The organism is Psychrobacter sp. ASPA161_6 (genome assembly GCF_051970285.1).
GTDB lineage: Bacteria > Pseudomonadota > Gammaproteobacteria > Pseudomonadales > Moraxellaceae > Psychrobacter > Psychrobacter glaciei.
In genome coordinates this window covers 368,858-395,085 of sequence record NZ_JBEFNJ010000004.1, presented here as the reverse complement: position 1 = coordinate 395,085, position 26,228 = coordinate 368,858, and the positions used below count along the sequence as shown (strand labels likewise).

Genomic DNA, 26,228 nt, shown 5'->3' with positions numbered 1-26,228 from the left:
TGTATTTGTTATGTTTTTGCAACCAAACATAGGTTTTGGGCAGAATGTTGGACATTATTTGTACAGTAGGGAGTTACACTAATGACCATCCTATTCAAACACCGTATAATAATCTGATTTTCAAATCTATCGCGGCAAATGTTGCGATCTGAATGTCAAATACCGTCCATCGCTGGCGGTAAGCATTAGTAAATTGGGAGTAAATTGAGTATGAGCGTAGCAAAAAGCAAGTGGATCAAATGGCAGCACGTCGCGGGTATTAGTCTGATATGTGGTTTGGCCGTGACAGGTTGTGATCGCTCAGACAAGGACGATAGCGCTGAAACGACAGCAGCAACGGCAGATCAACCAGCGACTGACGATAACGTAATCGCTCCTGCCGTCAGTTGTGATGATCCGCTGGTACAAGATCGCTTGAAATCCACGCTGAAAAACACGCTCAATCAGCAAGCCCAAACGTTGGCTGCCAATTATGCCAATGAGGCAGAAATCAGTCTAAACGGTGGTGTTGTCACTGACAAAATCAATGGCATTATTATCGATGTGCAAAATGCTGCAATCTTACAAGAAGCCAATAACAATGGTATGACGACTTGTCAGGCAAGCGTTAGTATGACTTTGCCAAGCGAAGACTTATATCAAGCAAGTCAAGTACAAGCGGCTGGTAACCAACCAAGCTTGCAGTCTCGATTAGCGCAAAACAATATTCGTATCAATAATAATATGCTCGTTGACGACGCTTTTACGTATGTCGTCGGTACTCAAGGTGGTCAAGTTCGTACCCGTATTGCTGGACAGCCAGCACTACTGACTGTAGTGGCAGATGTGATGGCAGGCTCGGTGTTTAAGTCAGCGGTTGATGAGCAGCGCGCCCAACGTGCCGCTCAACAGGCTGAAAGTCGCCGTGACGCTGCACAGAACAATAACAACGATCAATCAGCGCCAACCCGTCAGCCAAGAATAGTGACGCCAACCGCCCCTGTTCGTCCAGTAGAGCCTGCTACGCCGCCGACCATTAATAATCCAAGCAGCAACAGTCAGAGTAGCGCTACAGAAAACAACCAAGCCGCCGCGGCAAGTGCTGACGCCAAAAAGCCAGCAACACAAACAACGCCAAAGTTAGTGCCTAATGATGACAGCATTGATATGGTCATCGTCGAAGATGATAGCGCTACATATTAAGTCGTCAAGACGCAGCAGTTGCTAATAGCACCTTCAAAAAGCCCGCAACTTTTACGCTGCGGGCTTTTCTGTATGAGCTATTGGCTGATCGATAGGCTGGCATATAGCCTCATATCGCTGTGCTGTGCTGTGCTATGAGTGATTATTTATCATTAGTGAAATTTTGCAAGACTTGACTGTCCCACAGCACTTCAGAGACTTGGGCAGGATCGGTGCAAAAACGCGCCGCGACGAATAACCAATCAGACAAGCGATTTATAAAGCTAATCGCAGTACCGCGAATGGCTGGTGGACGTTGTTGCTGTAAGAGTACCGCTTGGCGCTCAGCACGGCGACAAACGGTACGCGCTATATGCAATTGACTGACCAATAGTGAGCCTGTCGGTAGAATAAAGTCTTTTAACGGTGGTAAGGTCGTGTTCATCGCGTCAATCTGTTGCTCCAACCATTCGATATGAGTGGCATTGACACCTTCATATTCTGGCATGGCCAACTCGCCACCGATATTAAATAATAAGTGCTGAATAATGACTAAGGCTTGAGCAAAGTCTAGTTCTTTTTGCTGCTGTAAGCGTTCAGGCAACTGCTGTTGGTTTGCGTTTTCATTATTATGGGTAGCTTGTGCCAAGTGCGCGCGTACCAGACCGATGTGTGAGTTGAGCTCATCGATATCACCCATCACGCTAAATAGGTTGTCGGCTTTACTCACGCGGCTGCCATCTGCCATACCGGTGCTGCCATCATCTCCGGTGCGTGTATATATTTTGCTTAATCGATTGCCCATTTCTACATCCTTAACGGTTTTTATCATTGAATAGGGTTAGTTGTGCGCTCATTGTAGTATTTTCCGGCTGATTTCGCTAAGATAATGGGTTAAGTTTTATAAAGTGATTATTTTTTATAAAGCGTTAACTTTTAAATTTATCATCTCATTAGTCGCGGTTAGTGGCTAATAGTACGGTACTCATATTTTATCGTCATCTCAATTTATCTATCTTGTTCTAATTAAAAGGCTTTTATACCATGACCACACCTCTTGCCGATGCGATGTCTCAGCTTGCCATTTATGATTCACTGACTGGCGGTAAACGTCAGTTTGTACCACTCAAAGCCGGGCAAGTAGGTATGTATGTGTGTGGCATGACTGTTTATGATTATTGTCATATTGGTCATGCGCGCATGATGATAGGCTTTGATATGGCCGTACGCTGGCTGACGCAATTGGGCTATGACGTCAATTATGTGCGTAATATTACCGATATCGACGACAAAATTATCACGCGCGCTGCCGAAAATGGCGAAGACATTGGTGTATTGACTGAGCGTTTTATTAAAGCGATGCACGAAGACTTCTCAGCGCTTGGCTGCTTGACGCCTGATGCCGAACCGCGGGCAACTGACCACATCGACGAGATGCAGCAAATGATTGAGACGTTGGTCACTGGTGACTACGCGTATGCTGGCGACAATGGCGATGTTTACTATGCCGTCGATAGTTTTGCTGACTATGGCAAATTGTCCAAACGTAATCTTGATGATATGCAGGCAGGCTCGCGCGTCGATGTGGAGAACGATAAGCGCAATCCGTTTGATTTTGTATTATGGAAAGCTGCAAAACCTGATGAGCCACAATGGGCGTCACCATGGGGTCAAGGGCGTCCAGGCTGGCATATCGAATGTTCGGCGATGTCGACCAAGTGCTTGGGCAATACTTTTGACATTCATGGCGGTGGTCATGACTTACAGTTCCCGCATCATGAAAACGAGATTGCGCAGTCTGAAGCAGCGACTGGCTGTGAGTATGCACGCAATTGGATGCATGTTGGTTTTATTAATGTCGATGGCGAAAAAATGTCTAAGTCATTGGATAACTTTTCCACCATTCGTGATGTCATTGCGCATTTCCATCCTGAAACGTTGCGCTTTTTCTTATTATCAAGCCATTACCGCAGTCAGGTGAATTTCTCTGATAGTGCCTTGGAAGAAGCCCATAATAGCCTAAGCAGATTATACAATACCTTAAAGCTGGCTGAACAGCAAAAAGGTGAAGAATTAATAATCAATGAGGCGTTAATAAATGACGCTTACAATAGCGCTGCTGGGCAAGACTTCATTAAAGCCATGAATGATGATTTTAATAGCTCGACGGCCATTAGCGTGTTGTTTGGGCTGGCACGCGATATCAATAAAGCCATCAAAGCTGAAGACGTGGCGAGTGTTTGGCAATGGGCGCAGCAGCTCAAAGCCTTGGCACAGGTATTAAATGTACTACAGCAACCAGTATCACAGTTCTTACAAGCAGTCGTCGGTGATCAAGCAGATGACGGGTTAACTGATGCGGTTATTGATGGTCTAATCATTGAGCGAGCAGAGGCTAAAGCCAATAAAGATTTTACGCGTGCCGATGAGGTGCGTGAGCAATTAAAAGCGGCAGGCATTGAGCTTGAAGATAGCCGTGCTGGTACGACTTGGCGCCGTGCCTAATGCTGTGCTTAATAGTGCTTTGCTCAACATAGATGGTATCAACCATAAAATACGTCAACTAGGGCATGTCCTCAATTTAACCGATAGCGATCTAAATGGGCTAAAAGTGGTTAAATCTTGCCAAACATCGTCAATTAGCTAGGTAATATCTCGATATTATCTGCGCTATTTTCCTTGTTTGACTGCCATTTACCTCACTTTTATCCTCATTTTTAAAATGAGGACACGCCCTAATAAATTAAGTCAGCATTGCGCTGGCTTTTTTTTGTAGACTGCATTAGGTTAAGAATATACTGAGGCCAAGATTTTTCTTATGCAAAATTTCCTACATTCTCTAGACACTACACACGTTAACAACGTCAATGATAGACCTAACGCTATTTATGATGTTGGTGGCAGTGCTGTGCGCCATCATAGTAGACTGACACTTTTACTCAGCATGCTGATCATGGTATGTAGTGTGTTTTATCTTCCTGCGACAGCGGCTACCAACAACAATACGGTCGTCGAAAATCAAAGTAATGCACTAAATACTGTGCTTGCGAAGCCAGAAAACTTGGCGGATTACACGGCACAGAAAATTGAACAGATCAAAAAAGAAGGCATTAGTGTCTCGGAGATTGCAGATGAAGTTGTCAATCCCTTAGACAAGGATGCAGTGCAGCAAGCAGGCGTACTGCAAGGAGATACGGGTCTCACTGGTGATTATAACGAAAGCTATTATTCTTTAAACAAACTAAATGCAGGATTGCCACCGCTCGCTGAACCACCAAATTTATCCACGCCGCTTGCCACCTTGGAGTTTTTTCAGTCAGCCGTCATGAAGCAGCAGTATGATTTGGCTGCTTATGCGCTCAATATGAATTTGATTGATGGTAAGTTACAGCGTAGTCGGGCGATAGATCTGGCCAAACAACTTGATTTTTTGTTGATTGAAAAAAAGCTCTATGTTTTTGATGAGTTGCCAGATCGCCCTGACGGTTTGATTGAGCCACCGCTTGGTAGCACGAACAGTATTCAAGGCATTCCTAGACGCTCTATTCAGCTTGGTTATATTGATTATCGTGAGCGCCGTGTACCCATACATCTAGAGCGTGTGCGCATTAATGATAGTGCGCCTTTTTGGATATTTTCTGCCCAAACGGTTGGTAATATTGATAACCTCTATGAGCAATATCATCCTGCAAAGTTTGAGCGTTATTTACCAGCGTGGACAAAATTACAGTTATTTAGTATCGCCATCTGGGAGTTTTTAGCATTACTTGTTTTCTTCTCTTTTACCATGGGCGTAGGCTGGTTACTCAGTAAAGGTGCTGGCAAGCTTCTCAATTGGTATGTCAAAGATAAAGCCGGCAATCGGCTGAGTACGCTCCACCATAATAGCGTGGAAGATTTGGTCAATAAGCTGACAGTACCGCTAACCTTTACCATCAGCTTCTCATCGGTATTTACTTTGGTGTCGGGTGGCTTTCCTTACTTGGATGCAGTCGCTTCCTCTATACGTCCGATTATTTGGATTGGATTGGTCTTTAGCGCCATGTGGCTCGGTATACGCGTTATCAACTTTTTTGCTAACCGCTATCAAGATATGCAGATTGAAAACCTAGGAGAGGAGCAGTTTGACAAAGTGCGCCGTCGTCGCACTTATGTCTCGATATTTCGCCGCGTCTTCGTATTTGTCATGGTGTTGGGCAGTATTTGGATAGGTCTGAGTGAGTTTGCCAACATGGAAGGCTTTGGCAAAACCTTACTGACTTCGGCTGGCATTGCTGGCGTGGTCATTGGTATCGCCGCTCAACCAATATTGGGTAACATCATTGCTGGAGTACAGGTAGCAGTGACCCAGCCCGTACGAATTGGCGACAGTGTGATAATGGATGGCAACTTTAGTACCGTTGAAGACCTGCGTTACACTTATGCGGTACTAAAAACATGGGATGAACGTCGATTAATCGTGCCGATGCGCGAATTGATCACCGAAATGGTAGAGAATTGGTCGCATACAGAAGTGCATCAGACCTGTCCTGTGTTCTTATATATCGATTACGGCGCAGATATTGATGCCATTCGCCAGCAGTTTATCTCGGTGGTGAAAGACAACAAGCTTTGGGACAACAAAACTGAGCCTGAAATATTTGTCGTTGAGGTGACTGAAAAGACCATTCAACTGCGCGGCGCTGTTTCAGCGGTAGGCCCTGTAGAAGCATGGACATTGGCCTGTGAGATACGTGAGCAGATGCTTGATTATTTATACCGTGAACAAAAGCATTATTTACCAGCTGAGCACCTTGTATTGAGACAAAAGTAGTCAATGTCTATTAGGGTCTATTGAACCTTCAAATATTAGGACTGCTGATCGCTAAAATTGCCCCAAACCTTTTATCAAATCAGGCGCAAACCGACGATAATGTCTAGACCTTAGCTAGGTTTATAACAACGTTTGGGGTGATTTTAGTATCAGCCCCAAGTATACAAGCAGGGGCAGGGCTATTTTTTGCCAATACATGGCGAAATTGTCTACCCTAGAATGACTAGGCGTCAAAAATTTCACTGCGTATTGTCTAAAAAATAGCCACTGCCAGTTCCACATTTTGATGTTCAACAGACCCTAGTTTGACGCTCAAAAAATTGAATGTACAGCCTCACTATCGATAGACAGCTGTGAGTAAAACCCACTGACAAATATAGCATGCGATTTGCTTGCTTATTTGTTATAATATGGCGTTATTTTTAAGGGATAACTGAGCGATTAAAGATAAGGCTGCGCAGTATTTGCGTTTTCTTACCACTGATAAATCAATAGCAGTTTTCTAGTGTCTTTATTTGATGACAAATAATGTTTGATTATAAATAACGACTGGTACATTGCTTATTATCTAAAGCTCTATGATTCAAAGCCTTTAACAAACAAGGGTTGAACGTCGTAAAGTCATAATGGTGATCTTGATTGATTGTCTTAATGCGAAAATCCCACCCATCAAAATAACCACCACTAGGGGTCTGTATGTTACGAATTGTCGATGAAGCCTTCACCTTTGATGACGTTTTATTGTTACCAGCCTACTCTGAAATCTTGCCAAAATCTGCCGATCTGTCCACGCGTTTGACCAAAAGTATCACACTGAATCTGCCGCTAATCTCGGCTGCTATGGATACCGTCACCGAATCTGAAATGGCTATCACCATGGCACAGCTGGGTGGTTTGGGTATCTTGCATAAGAGCATGGATATCGATAAGCAGGCCACACAAGTACGCCGCGTCAAAAAATTCGAAGCAGGAACGGTAGTCGATCCTATCACTGTGCATCCTGAAATGACGATTGGTGAATTATTAAGATTGACCCAAAACAACAATATCTCAGGTGTACCTGTGGTAGAGAAGGGCACGGATAAAGTCGTCGGTATCGTCACACATCGTGACTGGCGTTTTGAGACCAATCTGTCGTTACCAGTTAGCTATATCATGACGCCAAAAGAGCAGCTAGTCACCGTGCAAGAAGGTGAGAGCAATGAAAATATCAAAAAATTGCTGCATGAGCACCGTATCGAAAAAGTGATCGTGATTGATGAAGACTTTCGTCTGCGCGGTCTGATTACGGTCAATGACTTTGCCAAAGCTGAAAACAACCCAAATGCTTGTAAAGATGAGCAAGGCCGCTTACGTGTCGGCGCTGCTGTCGGTACGGGTGCAGATACGCAAGCGCGCGTTGAAGCATTGATTGCAGCTGACGTCGATATTATCGTGGTCGATACGGCACACGGTCATTCAAAGGGCGTGATTGAAAAAGTCTCTTGGATCAAGAAAAATTTCCCTCATGTACAAGTTATCGGTGGCAACATCGCTACCGGTGATGCAGCTCTAGCGTTACGTGATGCGGGCGCTGATGCGGTAAAAGTTGGTATCGGTCCTGGCTCTATTTGTACTACACGTATCATCGCGGGTATTGGTGTACCACAAATCTCAGCCATTGATAATGTGGCCAGCGCCCTAAAAGACAGTATCCCATTGATTGCTGATGGTGGTATTCGCTTCTCAGGTGACATGGCAAAAGCCATCGCAGCTGGTGCTTCTTGTATCATGGTCGGCTCATTAATGGCCGGTACTGAAGAAGCCCCAGGCGAAGTTGAGCTGTTCCAAGGTCGTTATTATAAAGCATATCGCGGTATGGGTAGCTTAGGTGCGATGTCAGGTCAGAATGGCTCATCAGATCGTTATTTCCAAGATGCCAAAGATGGCGTAGAAAAACTGGTTCCAGAAGGCATCGAAGGTCGCGTTCCTTATAAAGGACCAGTGGCAGGTATCGTGAATCAATTGGTAGGCGGTTTACGTTCATCAATGGGCTATACTGGCTGTGCAACTATTGAAGATATGCGTACCAAACCACAGTTCATCAAGGTGACGTCTGCGGGCATGAAAGAGTCGCATGTGCATGATGTGCAAATCACCAAAGAAGCACCGAACTATCGAGTGGATTAATTAAAACACTTTAGTCCTAATAACTTCTTAATCCTAATAACTTTTTAGTCCTAAGAACGTCGATAGTCACTGACAGACAGCATGACAGTGACATCAGGATACAAACAGTCAACAATGCCCCGTCATTGTTGGCTGTTTTTTTTGTAAAATACACCAATAGATTATAATAACTATTGCCTTGCCTGCGCGTACGTCTGGCGTTTCATTTTTAGACTTGAGGAACATTTGTAATGAGCTACTTTGGCACTGATGGTATTCGCGGAAAATTTGGTGAGTTACCGATCACCCCTGATTTTATTCTAAAATTAGGTTATGTGACGGGACTGGTGCTCATAGAAAACAATGACAATCCTAGCCGTAAGCCGAGCGTGGTCATCGGCAAAGACACTCGTCTCTCAGGCTATGTGATCGAAGGGGCGCTACAGGCCGGTTTTAACGCAGCAGGGGTCGATGTAAACATGCTTGGCCCATTACCAACGCCAGCTATCGCTCACTTAACCCGCAGCTTTCATGCAGATGCAGGCGTCGTTATCTCAGCATCTCATAATCCATACTATGACAACGGCATTAAGTTCTTCTCAGCTGACGGTAAAAAGTTGACCGATGAGATGCAAACGGCGATTAATGACAAATTAAAAGCCATTATGAGCGACTCTAATGGCAGCGATGTGCTCATGCCTATTCTTGATCCAGCACAATTGGGTAAAAATAACCGAATTAATGATGCTAAAGGTCGCTATATTGAATTCTGTAAAGGCAGCTTCCCTTATCAGTACGACTTAGCTCATCTAACTATTGTTGTCGATTGTGCCAATGGCGCAGGCTATAGCGTTGCCCCAAGAGTCATGCGTGAGCTTGGTGCCAACGTGATTGCTATTAATAATACGCCAGATGGTATCAATATAAACGCTGACTGCGGCTCGACCCATCCAGAGAGCTTGCAAAAAGCCGTACTCGAGCACGAAGCGGATGTCGGTATTGCCTTAGATGGTGACGGTGATCGTATCGTGATGGTCGATGAGATGGGTAAACTGGTCGATGGCGACGGCATTTTATATGTGCTTGCCACCCAAGGCAAAACGCCTGCGGTAGGAGTGGTTGGTACGCTCATGACTAACATGGGTCTAGAGTTGGCATTGAAGGAGACAGGTATTGCCTTTACTCGTGCAAAAGTAGGCGATCGTTATGTCATGCAAGAGCTTGCCGCTCACGACTGGATACTAGGTGGCGAACCATCTGGCCATATACTATGCTTAGACAAGAGCCGTACGGGCGATGCGATCATTGCGAGCTTACAAGTATTGGCCGTTATGCAAGCGCAAAATAAAGCCCTAAGTGACCTTACAGAGGGCTTTGAAGTACTGCCACAGAAGCTGGTCAATGTACGCTTATCTACCATGCAAGATCCTTTTGAGCATAAAGAGTTAGTCACCGCTTTTGATAAAGCACGTGCTACTCTAGAAGGTCGTGGTCGTCTGTTGATTCGTCAATCGGGCACTGAGCCGATGATTCGAGTGATGGTCGAGTCAGATGATGAGATAGAGTGTGATGTGATGGCCAATGATTTGGCTGAGCAGATTAAGGCAGTATTGGGCTAATAATCTCGATGAATAGGTCATTAAAAAGGGCTTAATAATATAACGCAATCAAGGAATAGTTATGAGCATGGACTTTACCGATCAACGTTTATCGTACGAAAAAGGCGCTCTTGACCAGCAGTCGATTCCTACATCACCATTTGAGCTATTAAAAGGTTGGATTAGCGATGCGACCGAGCAAAAAGTGCAAGAGCCTTATGCGATGAGTCTTGCTACTTGCGGGGCAGATAATAAACCCAGTGTGCGTATTGTATTAATGCGTGAGATTACTGAGACTGGTGTGGTGTTTTATACTAACTATGAAAGTGCTAAAGGTCAAGATATCGCTGAAAACCCCAATGCAGAAGTGCTGTTCTTTTGGCATGAGCTTGAGCGGCAAGTCCGTATCAGCGGTAGTATTGCTAAAATAGATGCCAACAAGTCAGCTACGTACTTCCAAAAGCGTCCACACGATAGTCAAGTAGGCGCATGGGTCAGCCAACCACAAAGCGGTGAAGTTGCTAACCGAGAAGTTATGGAACAGACCTTTGACCAGCTACAAGCTGATTATCCCGAAAACAGCCAAGTGCCAACACCAGCGTTTTGGGGTGGTTATGAGATTACGATCAATGAGATTGAATTTTGGCAAGGTCGTGCCAACCGCATGCATGACCGTATTGTGTACACCCAAAACAGCAACGAGGACAAGGCAGGTTGGACAACTAAGCGCTTATTACCTTAGATGTTAAATCAATAGGTATAAGGCTGATAGATGTCAGCTTGTTTTAACGCTAAACAAAAACCCCTTTAAATCCATTTTTGCTGGTATTTAAAGGGTTTTTTTATGCTAGAGCGTACTTAATATGCCCCAGTTTTTTGCTTTAATCTATAGTCAAGATACCCCAAAAATGCGACGATACTGCTGATATTTGAATGTTCAACAGACCCTATAGTTTTTCGCTTTAATCTAGCTTTTCGCTTTGATATTAGTATCTACATCGACAGAGACCGACATACCAGGACGTAATTGAGCAAGCTCAGCCTGATTTTGGTCTAGGTCAATGCGCACGGGGATACGCTGGGCTATTTTAATATAGTTGCCAGTCGCAGGGTTTGCCGCGCCTGCGCTAAATTCACTACCAGTCGCTGGTGAGATATTGCTGACACGCCCGTGGAATTTGGCACCACCAAGCGCGTCAACATGGATGGTTGCAGGTTCACCAACTGCCATATTAGTGACTTGCGTTTCCTTAAAATTCGCGATAATCCAAACGCCTTTAGGAACGATATACATCAGCTGGGTGCCAGCACTAACGTATTGACCTTCTTTGACACTGACCTGACTCAACTGTCCCGCTTCAGGCGCGGTGATGATGGTGTTATCTACATTAATTTTTGCTTGCTTGAGACCTGCTTCAGCATTTTTTATGTTCGCGTCCAAAGAGGAGCGGCTGCCACTGGTTTTTTTGCGGTTTTCACGAGCTGCTTGTAAGTTAGCTTCAGCTTGCTGGACGCCTGCCTGTGCTTGCGCAAGTTGTGCTTTTGTATGAGCAACTTCTGCCTTTGATACTGCGCCGATAGCATCCAAACCTTGATATCGATTGACATCTTCACGAGCACTTTCAACACTCACTTTGGCACTATATAAATCGGCTTCACGTGCTTCAATTTGTGCTTGGCTTGATTGAGTATCTTGAGTGTTGCTAGAGCGGTTGGTAACGGCCACTTCTATATTGGCCTGCGCTTGCTCAAGCTGTTGACGGAAACTACGATCATCAATTTTTACTAATAAATCACCCGCTTTTACGTTGGCAAAATCCTGTACGGCTACTTCGGTCACGTAGCCGGATACTTGCGGGCTAATAATGGTGGTTTGTCCTTTTACAAAAGCGTTGTTGGTTTGCTGCACAGTAGGCGTGAAGGGTGGCAGCTTCCATGCATATAAAATCAATGCCACACCAATGACGATCATTACAACCAATAATCCTAAATTCAGATAGGATTTTTTCTTTGGCGACCAGCCAGTAGCCGCTGCGATAGGTTCTTTTGGTGGCATAGGCGTCTCATCACGTGAGCCTTTTTGTATGTCAGTAACTGGATTGGTCTCAGAGGTATCCGTTTGCTCTATTGTAGGATTTTCGGCCTGATTGGTATCGGTATTTGACGCAATACGTGCGTCTGTTATGGGAGCATCAGTTGACGTCTGAGGTGTTTGATTCAGTTCACTGGGTTTCTTTTGGCTCATGACGCGCTCCTAAATGTTTAATTAGCAAATACTTAAACGGTGTGGCGATAAATCAATAAAGTGAAAAATCACTCATGCAATAAAAGGCGTTATTTTGGTTCACGCATTTTTGCAATAACAGCAAGCTCTTTGGCCAGAGGATTGCGTTTGTGATAACGATAGTAAAAATAATTGAGTAATAACATAGCAGTAGCCACAGTTGATAGAATGGCCATGATAAAAAACAAATCACCATAAGCGGAGACCGTTGCTTGGCGCTGAATCCCTTGCAACACTTGGCTCATTGCAGCTACATTCGCTTGCGCTGCGTCCGTCGTTTGGTTTGACAATACACTATGAGTACCAGCAATTTGAGCGCTGAACGTAGGATCACCCAAATTCAGTGAGCTGACCATATCGGCATAATGCACTTGCGTACGAATGGTTGTAAATGCCTGAATTGCCGCTGCACCTGCCAAGCCGCCCACTGTTTGTGAAATACCAAAAATAACGGAAAAACTAATAATATAGGCAGGACCACTGGCAATCGCACGCAAAAATCCTTCAAAGACCAGCGGCCCCATAAAATATACCGCGGCAAATGCAATCAAAAATTGGCTGAGATAAAACATGTAGGGCGCAGAATTAATAGACACACCCACATCCATCCAAGAGCCTAATGCAATCAATGCCACGGCAAAAATAACGGGTCGACGTAAATCCATCGGATTGGTGCTAAAAATACTAATCACTAAAGCCAACACACTGGCAGCCAATATGACTGCATAAAAAGTAATGAGCTGATCATTACCATATCCTAAGTTGGCAAGTAATCCTGCCGCACCGACATTTTGCTCAGACAGCAAAATTCGCATGACCGCGCCCGTAATCATAAAAGCGATGATATTGCGGCTACGCATCCAGCGAACTTGTAGCATTGGGTTTTTGCGATGCGTTTCAATCCATAAGGCGATGCTAATGCCAACGACGGCAATCATCAGTGGATAGACCAGCCAAGGCGTCGTCCACCATAAAATCCTACCTTGCACCAAAATCACCGCTAATGCAGCCAGACCGCTCGCAAAAAACCCAAAGCTGAGAAAATCGAGTTTCTCAAACACTTTTTCTGTATTACCTGGTGGTAGCTCTAAGATGTTAATCAGTCCAAAGCAAATCAGTGCCAAACCAAATTGGAATAAAAACAAGTTTTCAAGCTGACCATCGATGGTGAGGTAGGGCGAGATGATGCGTGATAGTGGAATACCGAACTGTACCAAGCCAAAGCCCAATATGAGGCCACTAGTACGTTTGACGGTTGGCATACCTTGCAAGCAATAAAATAAGCCCAATATGGTCATGCCACTGGCCACCATACCGCTAAGTCCCCTTGCGACAATCTCTAGGTAATAGGGCTCGATGCCAATGTTGGGCGTATCTAATAAGTGACTACTGATCAGCCACTGTAGACTCGTGGCGGCTAACAGAAAAAATAGAGTGATTTTACTAAACAGTGACATGCCAAATTGTTGGCGGATTTTGTACAGTAGAACGGTGATACAGGCATTGGTCATATTGTAGCTGACAGATATCCAACCCCCTTCAGCGGGCGTTAACCCCAATTGGCCTTGAATTTGAGTGAGATTTGCGACAAGTAGACCATTTTGGAAGCTGGCTGTGAGACCAACGAAAATGCCAATCAGCAAATAAAATACTTTACGGCGTGCAGGATGGTCAGGGTTGGCTGGAGAGCCCACCATCATTGGTTGTTCGTGGGGTTTGAACTGGTATTCAGTACTCATGGTCGTATGATGATTTGTGTGAATGAATAGAGTAAGGACATGGTACAGCTCCCCTATGATTGGCGGCGCTAGCTGCGCGTGTCAGTAACTGATCTTAGTACAGTTATTAATGGAATAAAACAACAAAAATAGCCCAAGATAGACTTGGGCTATTTTATCATATTTTTTATTGAGCATTTATTATGAAGCGTGTTTACGCTTGCTTTGACTCGTCATGCTCAGCTTCAAGATTCATCGCACGTTGATAGCTATCAAGACTGGCCAGCTTTTCAGCATATTGTTTAATATGTGGATAAGCATCTAGTTTTTGACGTTGAGCAAGAATGATCAAGTCAAACGACAGCATAAAATCAGCACCGCTCAATTTATCACCCACAATAAACGACTTACCCTCAACTGAGGTGTCTAGGTATTTGAACAGTCTGGTTTTTTCTATCTCTATATAACCGTTCAAAAACTCATTGTCGTTGATACCTGCTTTTTTGGTAAACAATTCAAGCATCAATGGCAACATCAGCGAGCTTTCAGCAAAGTCAATCCACTGTAGATAATGCCCATAATCGGCGCTATCAGGAGCAGGGCGTAGACGATCTGGCGCAAAGCGTTCGATCAATAGCTCAGTAATGGCCCCTGACTCCGAGTATATTTCACCATCCATTTCAATGACCGGTGATTTACCAAGAGGATGTACAGCTTTTAAGCTATCAGGTGCCAGATGCGTTTTAGCATCACGCTGATGACTGACGATCTCATAAGGGACGCCAAGCTCTTCTAAAAGCCATAAAGTACGTAGCGACCGTGATTGGTTGAGATGGTGTAAACGAATCATAATAGTAGCCTTTTTACTTTGTTAATTGGATCAACCGTTAAGCTTTGCCATTAGACGCTTAGCTGCTTCTTCTGACGATGCTGGGTTTTGACCTGTGATTAACAAGCCGTCTTCTACCACAAACGATTCCCAATCAGCCGCTTTTTCGTAATTACCGCCATTGGCTTTAAGCGCATCTTCTACTAAGAAAGGCACTACATCCGTAAGGCCAACTGCGTCTTCTTCTGAATTGGTAAAACCAGTAACAGTTTTGCCTTTCACTAGGTACTCACCATCAACTTTGACGTTTTTAAGCGCGGCAGGAGAGTGACAAACAAAAGCAACAGGCTTATCTTGTTTTACAAAGGTCTCGATCAGATTGATAGAGTTTTCATCAACTGCCAAATCCCACAATGGGCCGTGACCACCAGGGTAAAAGACTGAGTCAAAGTCTTCTGCTTTCATATCAGCCAGTTTTTTGGTGTTAGCTAAATGCTCTTGAGCGTCTTTATCATCTTTAAAACGGGTGGTATCTTTTGTTTGCGCATCTGGTGTGTCGCTACTAGGATCTAGTGGTGGCTGACCACCAGCAGGAGAGGCGATCGTGACATTGGCGCCAGCATCAAGAAAAGCATAGTAAGGTGCGGCAAATTCTTCTAGCCAAAAACCTGTTTTCTTACCAGTATCGCCCAATTTATCGTGTGAAGTTAGTACCATTAAAATATTCATGATTGTCCTTATTTATTATTAACGTTGTTTTTAAATGATTGATGGTTAGCAGCCATCTTTAACCAATCGTACTTAGTCAATAATAGCGATGACTGCCAACAGTATTCATGGTTAAGATGTCATTTTCAGTGGTTTTCTTAACAAATTATGTTGTTAACTCGTTATCTAACCGATTTATTCGACATCAGATACTTTTACGACGGTCTTGCCAAAGTTATCACCATTGAGCATGTCAACGAAGGCGTTCGGTGCGTCATCCAAGCCATCTGCAATGTATTCTTTGGTTTTGACATCACCTGATTCTACCCATTTGCTCATGGTTTCTAAAAATTCTGGGAAGTGATCGCCATACTCTTCAAAGATAATGAAGCCTTTGACGGTTAAACGGTTGGCCAATACTTGACCCATTAGCATACCCAAGCGGTCTTTGCCATCAGGTAAGTCAGTGGCGTTATATTGTGATACTAGACCACATACTGGAATACGAGCATGCGCGTTCAATAGTGGTAATACTGCATCGAACACTTTACCGCCAACGTTTTCGTAATAGATGTCGATACCATCTGGGCACGCTGCTTTTAATTGCTCAGCGAAGTCATCGGCTTTGTGATCGATACAGACATCAAAGCCAAGCTCGTTGACCGCAAAATCACATTTTTCTTTGCCGCCTGCGACACCGACAGTGCGCAGACCATATTGATTACCCACTTGACCAACCGTTGCACCGACAGGACCAGTAGCCGCTGCGACAACCAAAGTTTCGCCTTTTTGTGGTTTGCCGATATCGGTCAAACCCATATAACCAGTAAAGCCTGGCATACCAAGGACACCTAAACCATAAGAAGGGTTCGGCATGTCTTTGTCTAATTTGAGGATGCCTTCGCCATTACTGACGCTGTAATCCTGCCAGCCTGAGTTTGAGACCACTAAATCGCCTTTAGAGAAACCATCGACATTGGATTCAACGACTTGAGCGACTGTGCCGCCCATAATGACATCACCAACTTCTAAGGGATCAGCGTAGCTTTTGGCATCGCTCATACGTCCGCGCATATACGGGTCTAATGATAGATAGACCGTACGCAGTAGCATCTCACTGTTATTGGGTGTTGGGATGTCGCTAGTAGCCATGTCAAAATTTTCAGCTTTTGGCTCACCAGTAGGACGACTGGCCAGTTTGACTTGACGATTTTGTTGTTGGTTTTGTTGTTTTTCAAAGCTCATAGTAAAGCCCCTTTTTTATTTATTGAGTGTTAGATGTTGATTGTCAGTTAATGACTAATACTTAGAAAGTTAACTGTTTAATCATTGGGTATTGCATAGCCGTTTTTTAATAGTTATTGGCTAGTTACTGATTGAGAGGGCAGTAACTACTCACTGTTGAATAGTTACTGTTATTTTCATGATAATTTTATTTTGATGGTACTTTTATTTTCATGACAATATCATTTCGGATAGTGTCATTTAAAGGAGGACAATCACAAACAAATACTATTTAACCTAACATCGCATTTGTTTGCTGTATTCATTGGTTACGAAGCCTTGCTAGTAACCGCACGGTCCAAGATACGACGTGATACGTCAAGATCATTTTTGCCGTGCTCACCCAGCTTGACCATGTTATGAGCTTCAAGTTGTTTGATAATAGGATCAATGGCAGCATTGTCTAAATCAACATCTTCTAAACTTACTGGCAAGCCAAGCTCGCGGAAGAAGTTTTCAGTGTTGACAATCGCTGTCTCAATGATGGTGTCATCATCTTGGTCAGTATCGGTGAGGTTCCATACATTACGTGCATACTGAAGCAATTTCTCTTTTTTGCTTTCTTTTAGCTCGCGCATTACTGATGGTAAAACGATGGTTAATGTACGTGCATGATCGATAGCGTGCAATGAAGTCAATTCATGACCAACCATATGCGTCGTCCAATCCTGTGGCACACCAGTACCAATCAGACCGTTCAGTGCCATGGTCGCTGTCCACATAATATTTTTACGCGTTTCCATGTTTTCTGGGTCTTTTTTGACTGCTGGACCTTCTTCAATAAGGATTTTTAGTAAGCTTTCAGCAAAGGCATCTTGCACTTTTGCATTGACTGGATACGTTAAGTATTGCTCCATCACATGGACGAAGGCATCGGCAACGCCGTTCATTACTTGACGCTCAGGCAAAGTCAATGTCTTAGTAGGATCTAAGATTGAGAACTTAGGGAAGGCAAGTGGGTTACCAAACGGTAGTTTTGCTTGGCGTTCGCTATAGTTGACAACGCCGCCAGAGTTCATCTCTGAACCAGTCGCTGGAATCGTTAAGACTGCACCTAGATCAACGGCAGAGTCGATATTTCTGCAATAGCTTGTCAAGGCATCCCATGCTTGATCGCGTGAGACAGTACCGTCTTCTTCTGTTAATGAAGCCACAAGCGCCACAAACTTACTGCCATCAATGACCGAACCGCCACCGACTGCTAATAAGAAATCAATATTGTGCTCGTTAACCATGTCAGCGGCTTTTAATAATGTGACAAATTCTGGGTTTGGCTCAATACCACCAAACTCAAAGACAGTGCGGTTTCCGCTCGCAGACAAAGCGTCTTTTACTTCGTCTAATGTACCAGTGCGCTGTGCTGAACCGCCACCATAAGTAATAAGAACACGGGCATCAGTAGGAACTAGATCTGATAATTGCTCGATTTGACCTTCACCAAAAACGATACGTACTGGGTTGTAATATTGAAAGTTATTCATAATTTTCCTAAAAGTTATAGAGTGTATGTCTGAAATTAAAAGCTAAAATTCGTGATGCTTGTTTTAAACATCTGCAGGCATTGTACATTAATTAGACCGGTCGTCTAGTATTTTCTGTAAATAATTACAAAAGTATCGTAAACCAAATGATATGAATCCAATGAACCGTTATTTACTATTAAGGTACTTTTCACTTAAGGCGCTTTACATTGAAAACACCTAGTGATGAGAGTGGTGATTTAGACTAGCGACTGAGAATAGATAACGGCCGTTAGCGCCCCATTTGCGAAGTCGTCATTTGCCAAACTTCCGCAAGCGGCGTATTGGTTTGACTCGTCTTAGCAATTAAGCTGGCTCCGAGCCATGCAAAATACCAGCGCTTAGCCATACTCTCAGCAGCGATATTGTCAGGCTGTGGTACAGACCCATCGACCCAGCCCGCTTTTATTTGTGTGGCTAGCCAAGTGACAGTCTGCTGATAGCCAGCATTTAACGCCTCACGCATCGTCTCTGACATGTCTGCCACCTCGGCGCTGAGCTTGACGACCAAGCATTTCTCGTGGTCACAGCCATTCTGTTGGGTGTCGTACCAATTCTGAAAATAGTTATACAGTTTTTGCTGCGCACTCACATCTTGCCCACCGATCGCTTCTAGACGATTCTTATAATTGACAAAATAGTGACTGATAATCGACTCGCCAAAGGCTTCCTTTGAGGCAAAATAATGATAAAACGAGCCTTTGGGCACCCCTGCAGTATCCAGTATTTGCTTGATACCAACAGCGGTAAAGCCTTTTTTGGCTATTAATTGGTAGCCAGTCGCAAGTAAATGAGCTTTTGTATCAGGTGTAGTAGTGTCTGTTATGTTAGACATAGGTAGGATTTTCTCCTTTAGTGGCAGTATATATAAGATAGTCAGCGTTCATTTGAACGTCATGTTGATAGCGTATTGTAATAGGATATATTTATAGGTGTTACGTTTTATCAACAATATTTACTGACAAAGTAGTCTTGTTTTATTGATAGCTATGGTAGCATTAGACCAGTCGTCTAGCAAGGTAGGCTTTGTTGTTATCCGTTATCACAGCGTCTCTATTCTAATTGATGGCTTTTAACTAATGGCTTAACCATAACTTCACACTTACTACTTATAAGATATGCTTTTAATTAAGATATCTCCGACTTAATAATTTTATTTAAATAATCGAAAATAAACATTCAGCACAACAAACCAAAAATAAGGCTAATTATGTCAACCAACAATACAACTACCAGTGCATATACTGACTTCCATTTGCAGTTCATCGCTGGTGAATGGCAAACAGGTAAGGACGACAGCAGCAATACTAATACCAATCCCTACAATGGCGATACGCTCGTAGAAATTCAGCAAGCGACCAAAGATCAGCTTAATGAAGCCTATGATGCTGCGAGCCAAACTCAAGAAGCATGGGCTAAGCAAACGCCTGCAACGCGAGCCGCAGTGTTATATAAAGTGGTCAACATACTGGATCAGCGCCAAGAAGAAATCGTTGATTGGCTAATCAAAGAGTCGGGCAGCACACGTATCAAAGCGATGGTCGAATTCAGTGCGACGCGTGCGATTACCCTTGAAGCAGCGACGTTCCCTAACCGTGTACATGGTGAGATTCGCCCATCGAACACGCCTGGTAAAGAAAACTTCATCTATCGTGAGCCAATTGGTGTTGTCGCAGTCATTAGCCCATGGAACTTTCCACTACATTTAACCCAGCGCTCTATCGCACCAGCCCTAGCACTTGGCAACGCAGTGGTACTTAAGCCTGCTAGCGATACGCCAGTGACAGGTGGTCTACTGCTAGCAAAAGTGTTTGAAGAAGCGGGTCTGCCAAAAGGTCTGTTAAACGTGGTAGTTGGCTCAGGTAGCGAGATAGGCGATGCCATCGTTGAACACAAAGCACCAAGCCTAGTGTCGTTCACAGGTTCGACCTCAGTGGGTAAACATATCGGTGAGTTAGCGAACGGCGGTGAGTACATCAAACAAGTGGCGCTTGAGCTTGGCGGTAACAGCCCATTTGTTGTATTAAAAGATGCTGATATCGAACAAGCAGTAAAAGCGGCTGCCTTCGGTAAGTTCTTGCATCAAGGTCAAATCTGTATTGCCATCAACAGAGTGATTGTTGAAGACGAGATATATGATGATTTCGTAGAGCGTTTCTTAGCACACGTCAAAACATTGAACGTCGGTGATCCTAATAAGCAAGATACCGCTGTTGGTCCAATCATCAACGAAAAACAAGTTAAATCGCTCAAAGAAAAAATTGCTAAAGCGCAGGAAGAAGGCGCAAAAATGATACTAAGTGGCGAGATTGAAGGCCAAGTCGTACCGCCGCATATCTTTACCGAAGTCACTCGCGAAATGGATCTATCACGTAATGAAGTGTTTGGACCACTGGTCGGTATCATTCGTGCTAAAGACGAAGACGATGCACTATCGATCGCTAATGACTCTATGTATGGTCTGTCTAGCGCGGTGTTCACTACTGATATGCAAAAAGGTCTGCGTTTCGCTCGCGGTATCAGAGCAGGCATGACCCATATCAATGACATTTCAGTCAATGATGAGAGCAATACGCCGTTTGGTGGTGAGAAAAACTCAGGGATTGGCCGCTTTAATGGCGAGTGGGTACTTGAAGAGTTCACCAGAACACATTGGATCTCAATGCAAAATGAGCCACGTGAATATCCATTCTAATTGTCTTAAATTAGCTATTAAATCTAGCTGATAGCTAATAAAAAAGACCGCTTTGATAGCGGTCTTTTTTTGTGTGACATCAGGAAGTTTATGGAAAGCGGTATATCTGAGAGTTAGTCAATCTCTTATCTCGCATGAAAGCCTAGTAATCCTTCAATCTCTTCAATAGTCATACGTCTCACCAGTGCTTGTTCTTCTACTGACAAGCGATTGGTATGTTCTTTTATCATCGTATGAATACTCCGCGATATCTCAGAGGTGGTCGCGTAATACATTTGAGGCTGCTCTTTTGTCAGTCTCATCAAAAATCGATTAATAAGTTTACGCTTTTCATCTGATTTATTTTCTTCAGTCGTAGTATTATTTTGAGTCATGATGTTCTCCTAGAGGTAAGCCATTTAAGCAGTCAGAAACATGAGAGTCAATGCTTATAAGTGGTTTCTGGGGCTGAGCGCAGTGCCTTACAAGTATTAGGTTAGCATCATGGTTGAATGCTAAGTATGTTTTACATCGTATATGATATTTCAAGATTAAAGACTAAATATTAAAAATAATAAATAAGCGCTAAACAGCAAGAAGGATAGGGTATGTCAAATCAAGCAGCGAACAACTCAGAGAACAACAATGTCACATTAGTACTATTTCACAATGACTTGAGAGTAGCGGACAATGCCACTCTATTAAAAGCATCTGAAATCTCCATTAATGGAAAGCTGCTACTGGTTTATGCGTCGTCATTGACAGATGTATTAGATAGTAAAGACCATTACGATGCCTATCGTTACGACAGTATTGGCCAAGCCCGTCAGCAGTTTTTGCATGAGAGCCTAGCTGATTTAAATGCGTCACTGATGCAGCGTGGTAATAGGTTGCTGTATTTACAGAAAGACGATGAAGCATTGGACGTCTTTACGCAGTTGAATGATCTAATAGCGCAGCAACAAGTGACAGATATCTGCATCAGTCAGACGGCAGATTATAATAAAAACAAAGTATATGACCTTATACAGGCGAAGCATCCCGAGATACATTGGCATATCCAGACAACAGCGACTTTGTTTGACGAGTTACCGCTAGAGAGCCTGCCCAAAAGTTTTACGCAGTTTCGTAAACAAATAGAAACTGATTATGATTTGCTGCATGCAGAAAAAGATATAGCTATTTATCTAACGCCAGAATCACTTGCTCCATTGCCTGAAAATATGCAGAGTAGGGACGAGTACTTTTTTGAATCTCAGTTGTCTAATGAGGCAGGGCATGATAAGCCATCACAGCAGCTATCCAGTTTTAGAGGTGGGGAGTTAAATGGCCTCAAGCACTTACATACCTATTTCGATTCCGATGCACCCAGCACTTATAAAACAACCCGAAACGCGTTAGATGACTGGACACATTCTACGAAGTTCTCCGCATGGCTGGCAAACGGCTCACTATCTGTAAACACAATATTGAATCGTCTACGTCGCTATGAGCGCGATATTATCGCAAATGACTCTACCTACTGGATTTGGTTTGAGCTGCTATGGCGTGAGTATTTCTATTGGTATGCTGTCACCCATCAGGAAAAGTTATTTTGGTTTAAGGGCATCGCTCAGCACGCGCCATCAACTCAGTTGGACGAAAGTTTGTTAGCGCAATGGAAAAACGGTACAACACAATATCCTATTGTTAATGCGTGTATGAACCAATTGCGCACGACAGGTTATATGTCGAATCGCGGGCGACAACTGGTTGCTAGCTGCTTTATTCATGAGTTGGGTCTCGATTGGCGTTACGGCGCGACTTACTTTGAGCAACATCTTATTGATTATGATGTCGGCAGTAATTGGGGAAATTGGCAGTACTTAGCTGGTGTTGGGGCTGACCCAAGAGGATGCCGACAGTTTAATCTCGGCAAACAAACCCAGCAATACGATCCAAACGGTGAGTTTATTCGCCAGTGGCAAGGCAACACTCAAAAGAGCAATTAATGTATGTTGAAAACTTCCACTCAACGGGTGACAACTATTATTAGACTAATCATAAGATAGGTTTAAACGATGAAAAAGCCCAGTCCTTATCTAACTTTTGCAGGTACGATTCCATTTATAGCCTGTGCATTTTTATTGATGGTAGACGTTGTTACCGTGCCTATACTTGGCTCAGTAGCCAATATATTAAGTGCTTATGGGCTAGTGATTGCATCATTTATGGTAGGCACGCATTGGGGTAATCATTTGAGCTTGGCTGATGACAATAAGTGGGCTATTAGGCTTCCACTGTATAGCAATGTCATTGCGCTTGGCCTTTGGCTTGGTTTTTTGATCTTATCAGCTGTTGATTTCATTTGGCTATTAGTGATTGGGTTTATAAGTCTGTTGGTTATCGATTATAGTCTGCATCGAGCGCAGATTATCAGTCATGCTTACTTTAAAGTTAGGCAGTATGTCACGGCGATAGTGGTCATATCGTTAGTCGTTGCAGCATTACAGTTGTAAGTGGTATTAACTGAGTCATGGCCAAATAATAGTCAGTTGGCTTTCTCTATTTTTATATAGTCAAATCCATATAAATCCGCTACATCATCACCCTCGCTAAGCATACTAATGTATAACTTGCGCTCGGTTTCCTTGTATCGAAATTATTTGAATTTAACTATACTTGAGATTTTGCTTCTAGAGATTTCCGTAGGCGCCGCACTTCTGTGAGTAAAGTATTTGATAGTTAGACTAAAGATTAATAAAGTTCATTTAAAATGAATGTTATAATTAAAGCCATCTATATTTCTCTAAGAACATGGTTATGCAATCTATCAAGTTACCTAGCAAACCACCAAGCTCTCCGCATCCTATCCTTAATTTGAGCTTTCGCATATTTTTTAGTGCAGCTGCGCTATTTGCCGTAGTAACGATGCTGCTATGGGCGTTTGTGTTCACTGGTCACACGGAAATCGATGCACAGGTATTGAATCCTTTGTATTGGCATGGTCACGAGATGATTTATGGTTATGCACTCGCAGTGATTGCTGGGTTTTTGCTAACCGCGGTGAAGACTTGGACAGGGGTGATGATGCCGCATGGTTATTCGCTACTGGCAATCTTTACTTGTTGGTTGCTGGCGCGTTTAGGATGGTTGGCTTTTGGGCTTGGTGTCGCTATTGCGGGGAGTAGTGTGTGGTTACTATATGCAGCGGCACTATTTGATATGTTGTTCATCGGAGCGATGGCCTTTGTCATATGTCGTGCAGTGCTACAAGTTAAGCAATACAAACAAATGGGAATTTTGGCAAAGCTGGCGCTATTAACACTGGGCAACGGGCTGTGCTATTGGGGCATTATTAGTGCTGATATGGCCATTACCAGAGTAGGTATATATCTAGGCTTTTACTTAATCATTGGTCTGGTATTGACCATCGGGCGACGGGTAGTTCCTTTCTTTATTGAGCGCGGATTAAGTGGGGGTGGTACAGACAATGTAACGCTACGAAATAGTAAGACTCAAGATATTGCCAGCTTGGCTTTTTTGTTCGCTTTCTTTTTGGCTGATTTGTTTTATCCTAATAAGTACTTGCTGACGATCACAGCACTTGGCGTAGCCGTGGTCAATATCATTCGTTTACTAGGATGGTATAATCGCGGTATTTGGCAAAAGCCATTGTTGTGGTCATTGTATATTGCGTTTTTAGGAATGTGTCTGAGTTTCTTATTGTATGCATTACAGCCTTGGCTAGGTTATCCGCACAGCATCGCTATGCATGGACTGGCAATTGCTGGTGTTGGTATGATGACCGTGGCGATGATGACTAGAGTATCGCTTGGACATACGAGTCGCAGTATTCATCAGCCACCAAAAACGGTAAACGTTATGTACGGTTTGATGGTCTTAGTATTTATCAGCCGAGTGTTATTACCGCTGGTCGATATGAGTCATTATCTAGCATGGATTATGGTGGCTCAAAGCGCGTGGATTGCTTGCTTTGTATTATTTTGCATCAGTTATTTGCCGATGCTGACACGACCGAGACCAGACGGCTTATTGGGGTAATGTGCTTTAGCTCATCAATGTTGAAACCGTAAAATTTTAATACTCTCAAATCAGACAGGAGCGTGAATCAATGCGATTAACCAATTATAGTGACTACGCACTGCGCTCATTAATTTACTTAGCAGTGAAGCCAGACCCACACTCACTGTCTAATATCAGTGACATTGCAGACAGCTATCATATTTCTAAGAGCCACTTAACCAAGATTATTCATCAGCTCGGTCAGCTTGGGTACATTGATAGCGTCCGTGGCAAAAATGGCGGTATTCGATTGGCTTACGCCCCAAAAGATATCAACTTAGGCGTACTGATTAAACAAATCGAACCAGATTTTGCGTTGGTAGAATGTTTTGCCGCGCAGTTGCCCAATACCGAGACAAAACCTCATTCAACAGGCTTACCCATCACCTTGATAGCGGAATCAGCGCCGCCGCCTACTTTGGGCTGTGTAATTAGTCCAGTCTGCCAATTAAAAGGGGTGTTTTTTGAAGCGCTCACTGCTTTTATCACCGTACTTGAACGCTATACGTTGGCAGATATCATCAATAATGAGGACGAGCTGGCGACCTTGTTATTTAGATAAGGTTGTAGCCACCTCAAAACCTAAAAAAGGGCTACCAAAATGGCAGCCCTTTTTTTCACAAAATACGTCGGTCAAAATACGGTACAAGCTATGCTTTTTCTAGCTTTGGACGTGCTTTATCAATGGCTTTTAGCAGTGTTTTTTCAAACTCACCTTCTTTAAATCGAACCAGATAAGAATGCGCTGCACAGAAATTGCGTACCTCGCGCCATTCGTGTGCCAAGTTGGTCGCCCAGTCACAATACTGTGCACCAGCATTTGGCTCATCTTTGAGTGCTTTTTTGGTAGTAGGGTGCAATATCAGCTCAGGTAATACTGCCTCTAGTAATTTCATTGGGGGACTCATAAAAGTGTCATCAACGTGTAAGCTCTGGCTGGCAGGGTGATAAGCCAATAAAGAACCTGCATGGATCATCTCGTTAGGCGAGATATAGTGGACACCTTCAGATAACGAAAATTTTAATTCAGGGTAGCGCTGTGCCACCGCTTCGCTCTCAACCAAATCCTCTGCCCACTTAATCTCTGGCATTTTTTTATGATGACGGCTGCTGCCATACATAGTGGCTTGCGGAAAGTCTTTTGCCATTTGTACACAGCTCACCGTGTGGAAAGGATGAACGTTAAGTACCGCTTCGACATCTTGACCATTATTGGTTAGTGCCATGACTTCATCTCGAACGTCACCCGTCAAGGCGTAACTGTCCAAAAATATAAAGCGTCCCGATGCCAACTTGACCAGTGAGCACTGAGTGCCGATATTTAGCACGCCACCAATACGGAATGTTCCGCGTATGTTCCAAAATCCTGAGCCTAAATCTATAATTTTGTCTGTCATAAATATTTTTCCTTAATTGATCAATGATG

The 26,228-nt window shown here is 43.6% G+C and carries 21 protein-coding genes; 11 read left to right on the top strand and 10 right to left on the bottom strand.

The genetic code is table 11. From position 1 onward, the window contains the following. The first annotated feature begins 210 nt into the window (after positions 1 to 210). Entirely contained in the window at positions 211 to 1,182 is a 972-nt protein-coding gene (locus ACTQ9T_RS12615; RefSeq protein WP_440465291.1) for a hypothetical protein, read from the top strand. A 142-nt stretch (positions 1,183 to 1,324) separates the two neighbouring features. Here the strand turns inward: ACTQ9T_RS12615 and ACTQ9T_RS12610 are convergent, their stop codons facing one another. Beyond that, positions 1,325 to 1,966 carry a cob(I)yrinic acid a,c-diamide adenosyltransferase gene (locus tag ACTQ9T_RS12610; RefSeq protein ID WP_440465290.1) on the bottom strand — a complete coding sequence of 214 codons (642 nt, stop codon included), beginning with the start codon at positions 1,964 to 1,966 and terminating at the stop codon, positions 1,325 to 1,327. A gap of 239 nt (positions 1,967 to 2,205) precedes the next feature. On the opposite strand from ACTQ9T_RS12610, the gene cysS reads away from it, so the two are divergent. The 5 genes from cysS to pdxH all read left to right on the top strand — a co-directional run bounded on the left by cysS (position 2,206) and on the right by pdxH (position 10,462). Continuing rightward, positions 2,206 to 3,666, top strand: coding sequence for a cysteine--tRNA ligase (gene cysS, locus ACTQ9T_RS12605; RefSeq protein WP_440465289.1), 1,461 nt, complete (start codon positions 2,206 to 2,208; stop codon positions 3,664 to 3,666). A gap of 313 nt (positions 3,667 to 3,979) precedes the next feature. Continuing rightward, positions 3,980 to 5,974, top strand: a complete 1,995-nt coding sequence (locus ACTQ9T_RS12600; protein ID WP_440465288.1) for a mechanosensitive ion channel family protein — start codon at positions 3,980 to 3,982, stop codon at positions 5,972 to 5,974. Positions 5,975 to 6,670: 696 nt separating this feature from the next. Further along, on the top strand, positions 6,671 to 8,143 hold the full coding sequence (guaB, locus tag ACTQ9T_RS12595) for an IMP dehydrogenase (RefSeq protein ID WP_189584734.1): 1,473 nt from the start codon (positions 6,671 to 6,673) through the stop codon (positions 8,141 to 8,143). Positions 8,144 to 8,373: 230 nt separating this feature from the next. Beyond that, the gene (gene glmM / locus ACTQ9T_RS12590) at positions 8,374 to 9,741 is read left to right on the top strand and encodes a phosphoglucosamine mutase (protein ID WP_440465287.1); all 1,368 of its coding nucleotides are present in this window, start codon (positions 8,374 to 8,376) and stop codon (positions 9,739 to 9,741) included. A gap of 67 nt (positions 9,742 to 9,808) precedes the next feature. After that, the gene (gene pdxH / locus ACTQ9T_RS12585; protein WP_440465319.1) at positions 9,809 to 10,462 is read left to right on the top strand and encodes a pyridoxamine 5'-phosphate oxidase; all 654 of its coding nucleotides are present in this window, start codon (positions 9,809 to 9,811) and stop codon (positions 10,460 to 10,462) included. Between the two features lie 225 nt (positions 10,463 to 10,687). On the opposite strand, the gene ACTQ9T_RS12580 is transcribed toward pdxH, so the two are convergent. From ACTQ9T_RS12580 to ACTQ9T_RS12550, 7 genes are all read right to left on the bottom strand, one after another. Beyond that, a complete protein-coding gene (locus ACTQ9T_RS12580) occupies positions 10,688 to 11,965 on the bottom strand; it encodes an HlyD family secretion protein (RefSeq protein WP_440465286.1) in 1,278 nt (425 codons plus the stop codon). Positions 11,966 to 12,054: 89 nt separating this feature from the next. After that, a complete protein-coding gene (locus ACTQ9T_RS12575; protein WP_440465285.1) occupies positions 12,055 to 13,743 on the bottom strand; it encodes an MFS transporter in 1,689 nt (562 codons plus the stop codon). 193 nt (positions 13,744 to 13,936) lie between these two features. Then, on the bottom strand, positions 13,937 to 14,572 hold the full coding sequence (locus tag ACTQ9T_RS12570; RefSeq protein ID WP_010201074.1) for a glutathione S-transferase family protein: 636 nt from the start codon (positions 14,570 to 14,572) through the stop codon (positions 13,937 to 13,939). A gap of 30 nt (positions 14,573 to 14,602) precedes the next feature. Further along, positions 14,603 to 15,280, bottom strand: coding sequence for a type 1 glutamine amidotransferase domain-containing protein (locus tag ACTQ9T_RS12565; RefSeq protein ID WP_010201076.1), 678 nt, complete (start codon positions 15,278 to 15,280; stop codon positions 14,603 to 14,605). A gap of 174 nt (positions 15,281 to 15,454) precedes the next feature. Then, complete coding sequence (locus ACTQ9T_RS12560) at positions 15,455 to 16,504, bottom strand: NADP-dependent oxidoreductase (RefSeq protein ID WP_440465284.1); 1,050 nt, start codon at positions 16,502 to 16,504, stop codon at positions 15,455 to 15,457. A 308-nt stretch (positions 16,505 to 16,812) separates the two neighbouring features. Beyond that, positions 16,813 to 18,024 (bottom strand): iron-containing alcohol dehydrogenase, encoded by a 1,212-nt coding sequence (locus tag ACTQ9T_RS12555; RefSeq protein WP_189584749.1) that lies wholly within the window; start codon positions 18,022 to 18,024, stop codon positions 16,813 to 16,815. A 271-nt stretch (positions 18,025 to 18,295) separates the two neighbouring features. Then, positions 18,296 to 18,898, bottom strand: coding sequence for a TetR/AcrR family transcriptional regulator (locus ACTQ9T_RS12550; protein ID WP_189584752.1), 603 nt, complete (start codon positions 18,896 to 18,898; stop codon positions 18,296 to 18,298). A 375-nt stretch (positions 18,899 to 19,273) separates the two neighbouring features. On the opposite strand from ACTQ9T_RS12550, the gene ACTQ9T_RS12545 reads away from it, so the two are divergent. Next, positions 19,274 to 20,758: an aldehyde dehydrogenase family protein gene (locus tag ACTQ9T_RS12545; protein ID WP_415196396.1), complete on the top strand. Its 1,485-nt coding sequence runs from the start codon at positions 19,274 to 19,276 to the stop codon at positions 20,756 to 20,758. A gap of 125 nt (positions 20,759 to 20,883) precedes the next feature. Here the strand turns inward: ACTQ9T_RS12545 and ACTQ9T_RS12540 are convergent, their stop codons facing one another. Continuing rightward, complete coding sequence (locus ACTQ9T_RS12540; protein ID WP_010201084.1) at positions 20,884 to 21,132, bottom strand: hypothetical protein; 249 nt, start codon at positions 21,130 to 21,132, stop codon at positions 20,884 to 20,886. A 213-nt stretch (positions 21,133 to 21,345) separates the two neighbouring features. Here ACTQ9T_RS12540 and ACTQ9T_RS12535 point away from each other — a divergent pair, with 213 nt between their 5' ends. The 4 genes from ACTQ9T_RS12535 to ACTQ9T_RS12520 all read left to right on the top strand — a co-directional run bounded on the left by ACTQ9T_RS12535 (position 21,346) and on the right by ACTQ9T_RS12520 (position 25,364). Beyond that, positions 21,346 to 22,728 carry a DASH family cryptochrome gene (locus tag ACTQ9T_RS12535; RefSeq protein WP_440465283.1) on the top strand — a complete coding sequence of 461 codons (1,383 nt, stop codon included), beginning with the start codon at positions 21,346 to 21,348 and terminating at the stop codon, positions 22,726 to 22,728. 69 nt (positions 22,729 to 22,797) lie between these two features. Continuing rightward, positions 22,798 to 23,235 (top strand): DUF3429 domain-containing protein, encoded by a 438-nt coding sequence (locus tag ACTQ9T_RS12530; protein WP_440465282.1) that lies wholly within the window; start codon positions 22,798 to 22,800, stop codon positions 23,233 to 23,235. 304 nt (positions 23,236 to 23,539) lie between these two features. Continuing rightward, positions 23,540 to 24,781 carry an NnrS family protein gene (locus tag ACTQ9T_RS12525; RefSeq protein ID WP_440465281.1) on the top strand — a complete coding sequence of 414 codons (1,242 nt, stop codon included), beginning with the start codon at positions 23,540 to 23,542 and terminating at the stop codon, positions 24,779 to 24,781. Between the two features lie 70 nt (positions 24,782 to 24,851). After that, positions 24,852 to 25,364, top strand: coding sequence for an Rrf2 family transcriptional regulator (locus tag ACTQ9T_RS12520; RefSeq protein ID WP_440465280.1), 513 nt, complete (start codon positions 24,852 to 24,854; stop codon positions 25,362 to 25,364). Between the two features lie 88 nt (positions 25,365 to 25,452). On the opposite strand, the gene ACTQ9T_RS12515 is transcribed toward ACTQ9T_RS12520, so the two are convergent. Further along, the gene (locus ACTQ9T_RS12515; RefSeq protein ID WP_440465279.1) at positions 25,453 to 26,199 is read right to left on the bottom strand and encodes a hypothetical protein; all 747 of its coding nucleotides are present in this window, start codon (positions 26,197 to 26,199) and stop codon (positions 25,453 to 25,455) included. Positions 26,200 to 26,228 lie beyond the last annotated feature (29 nt).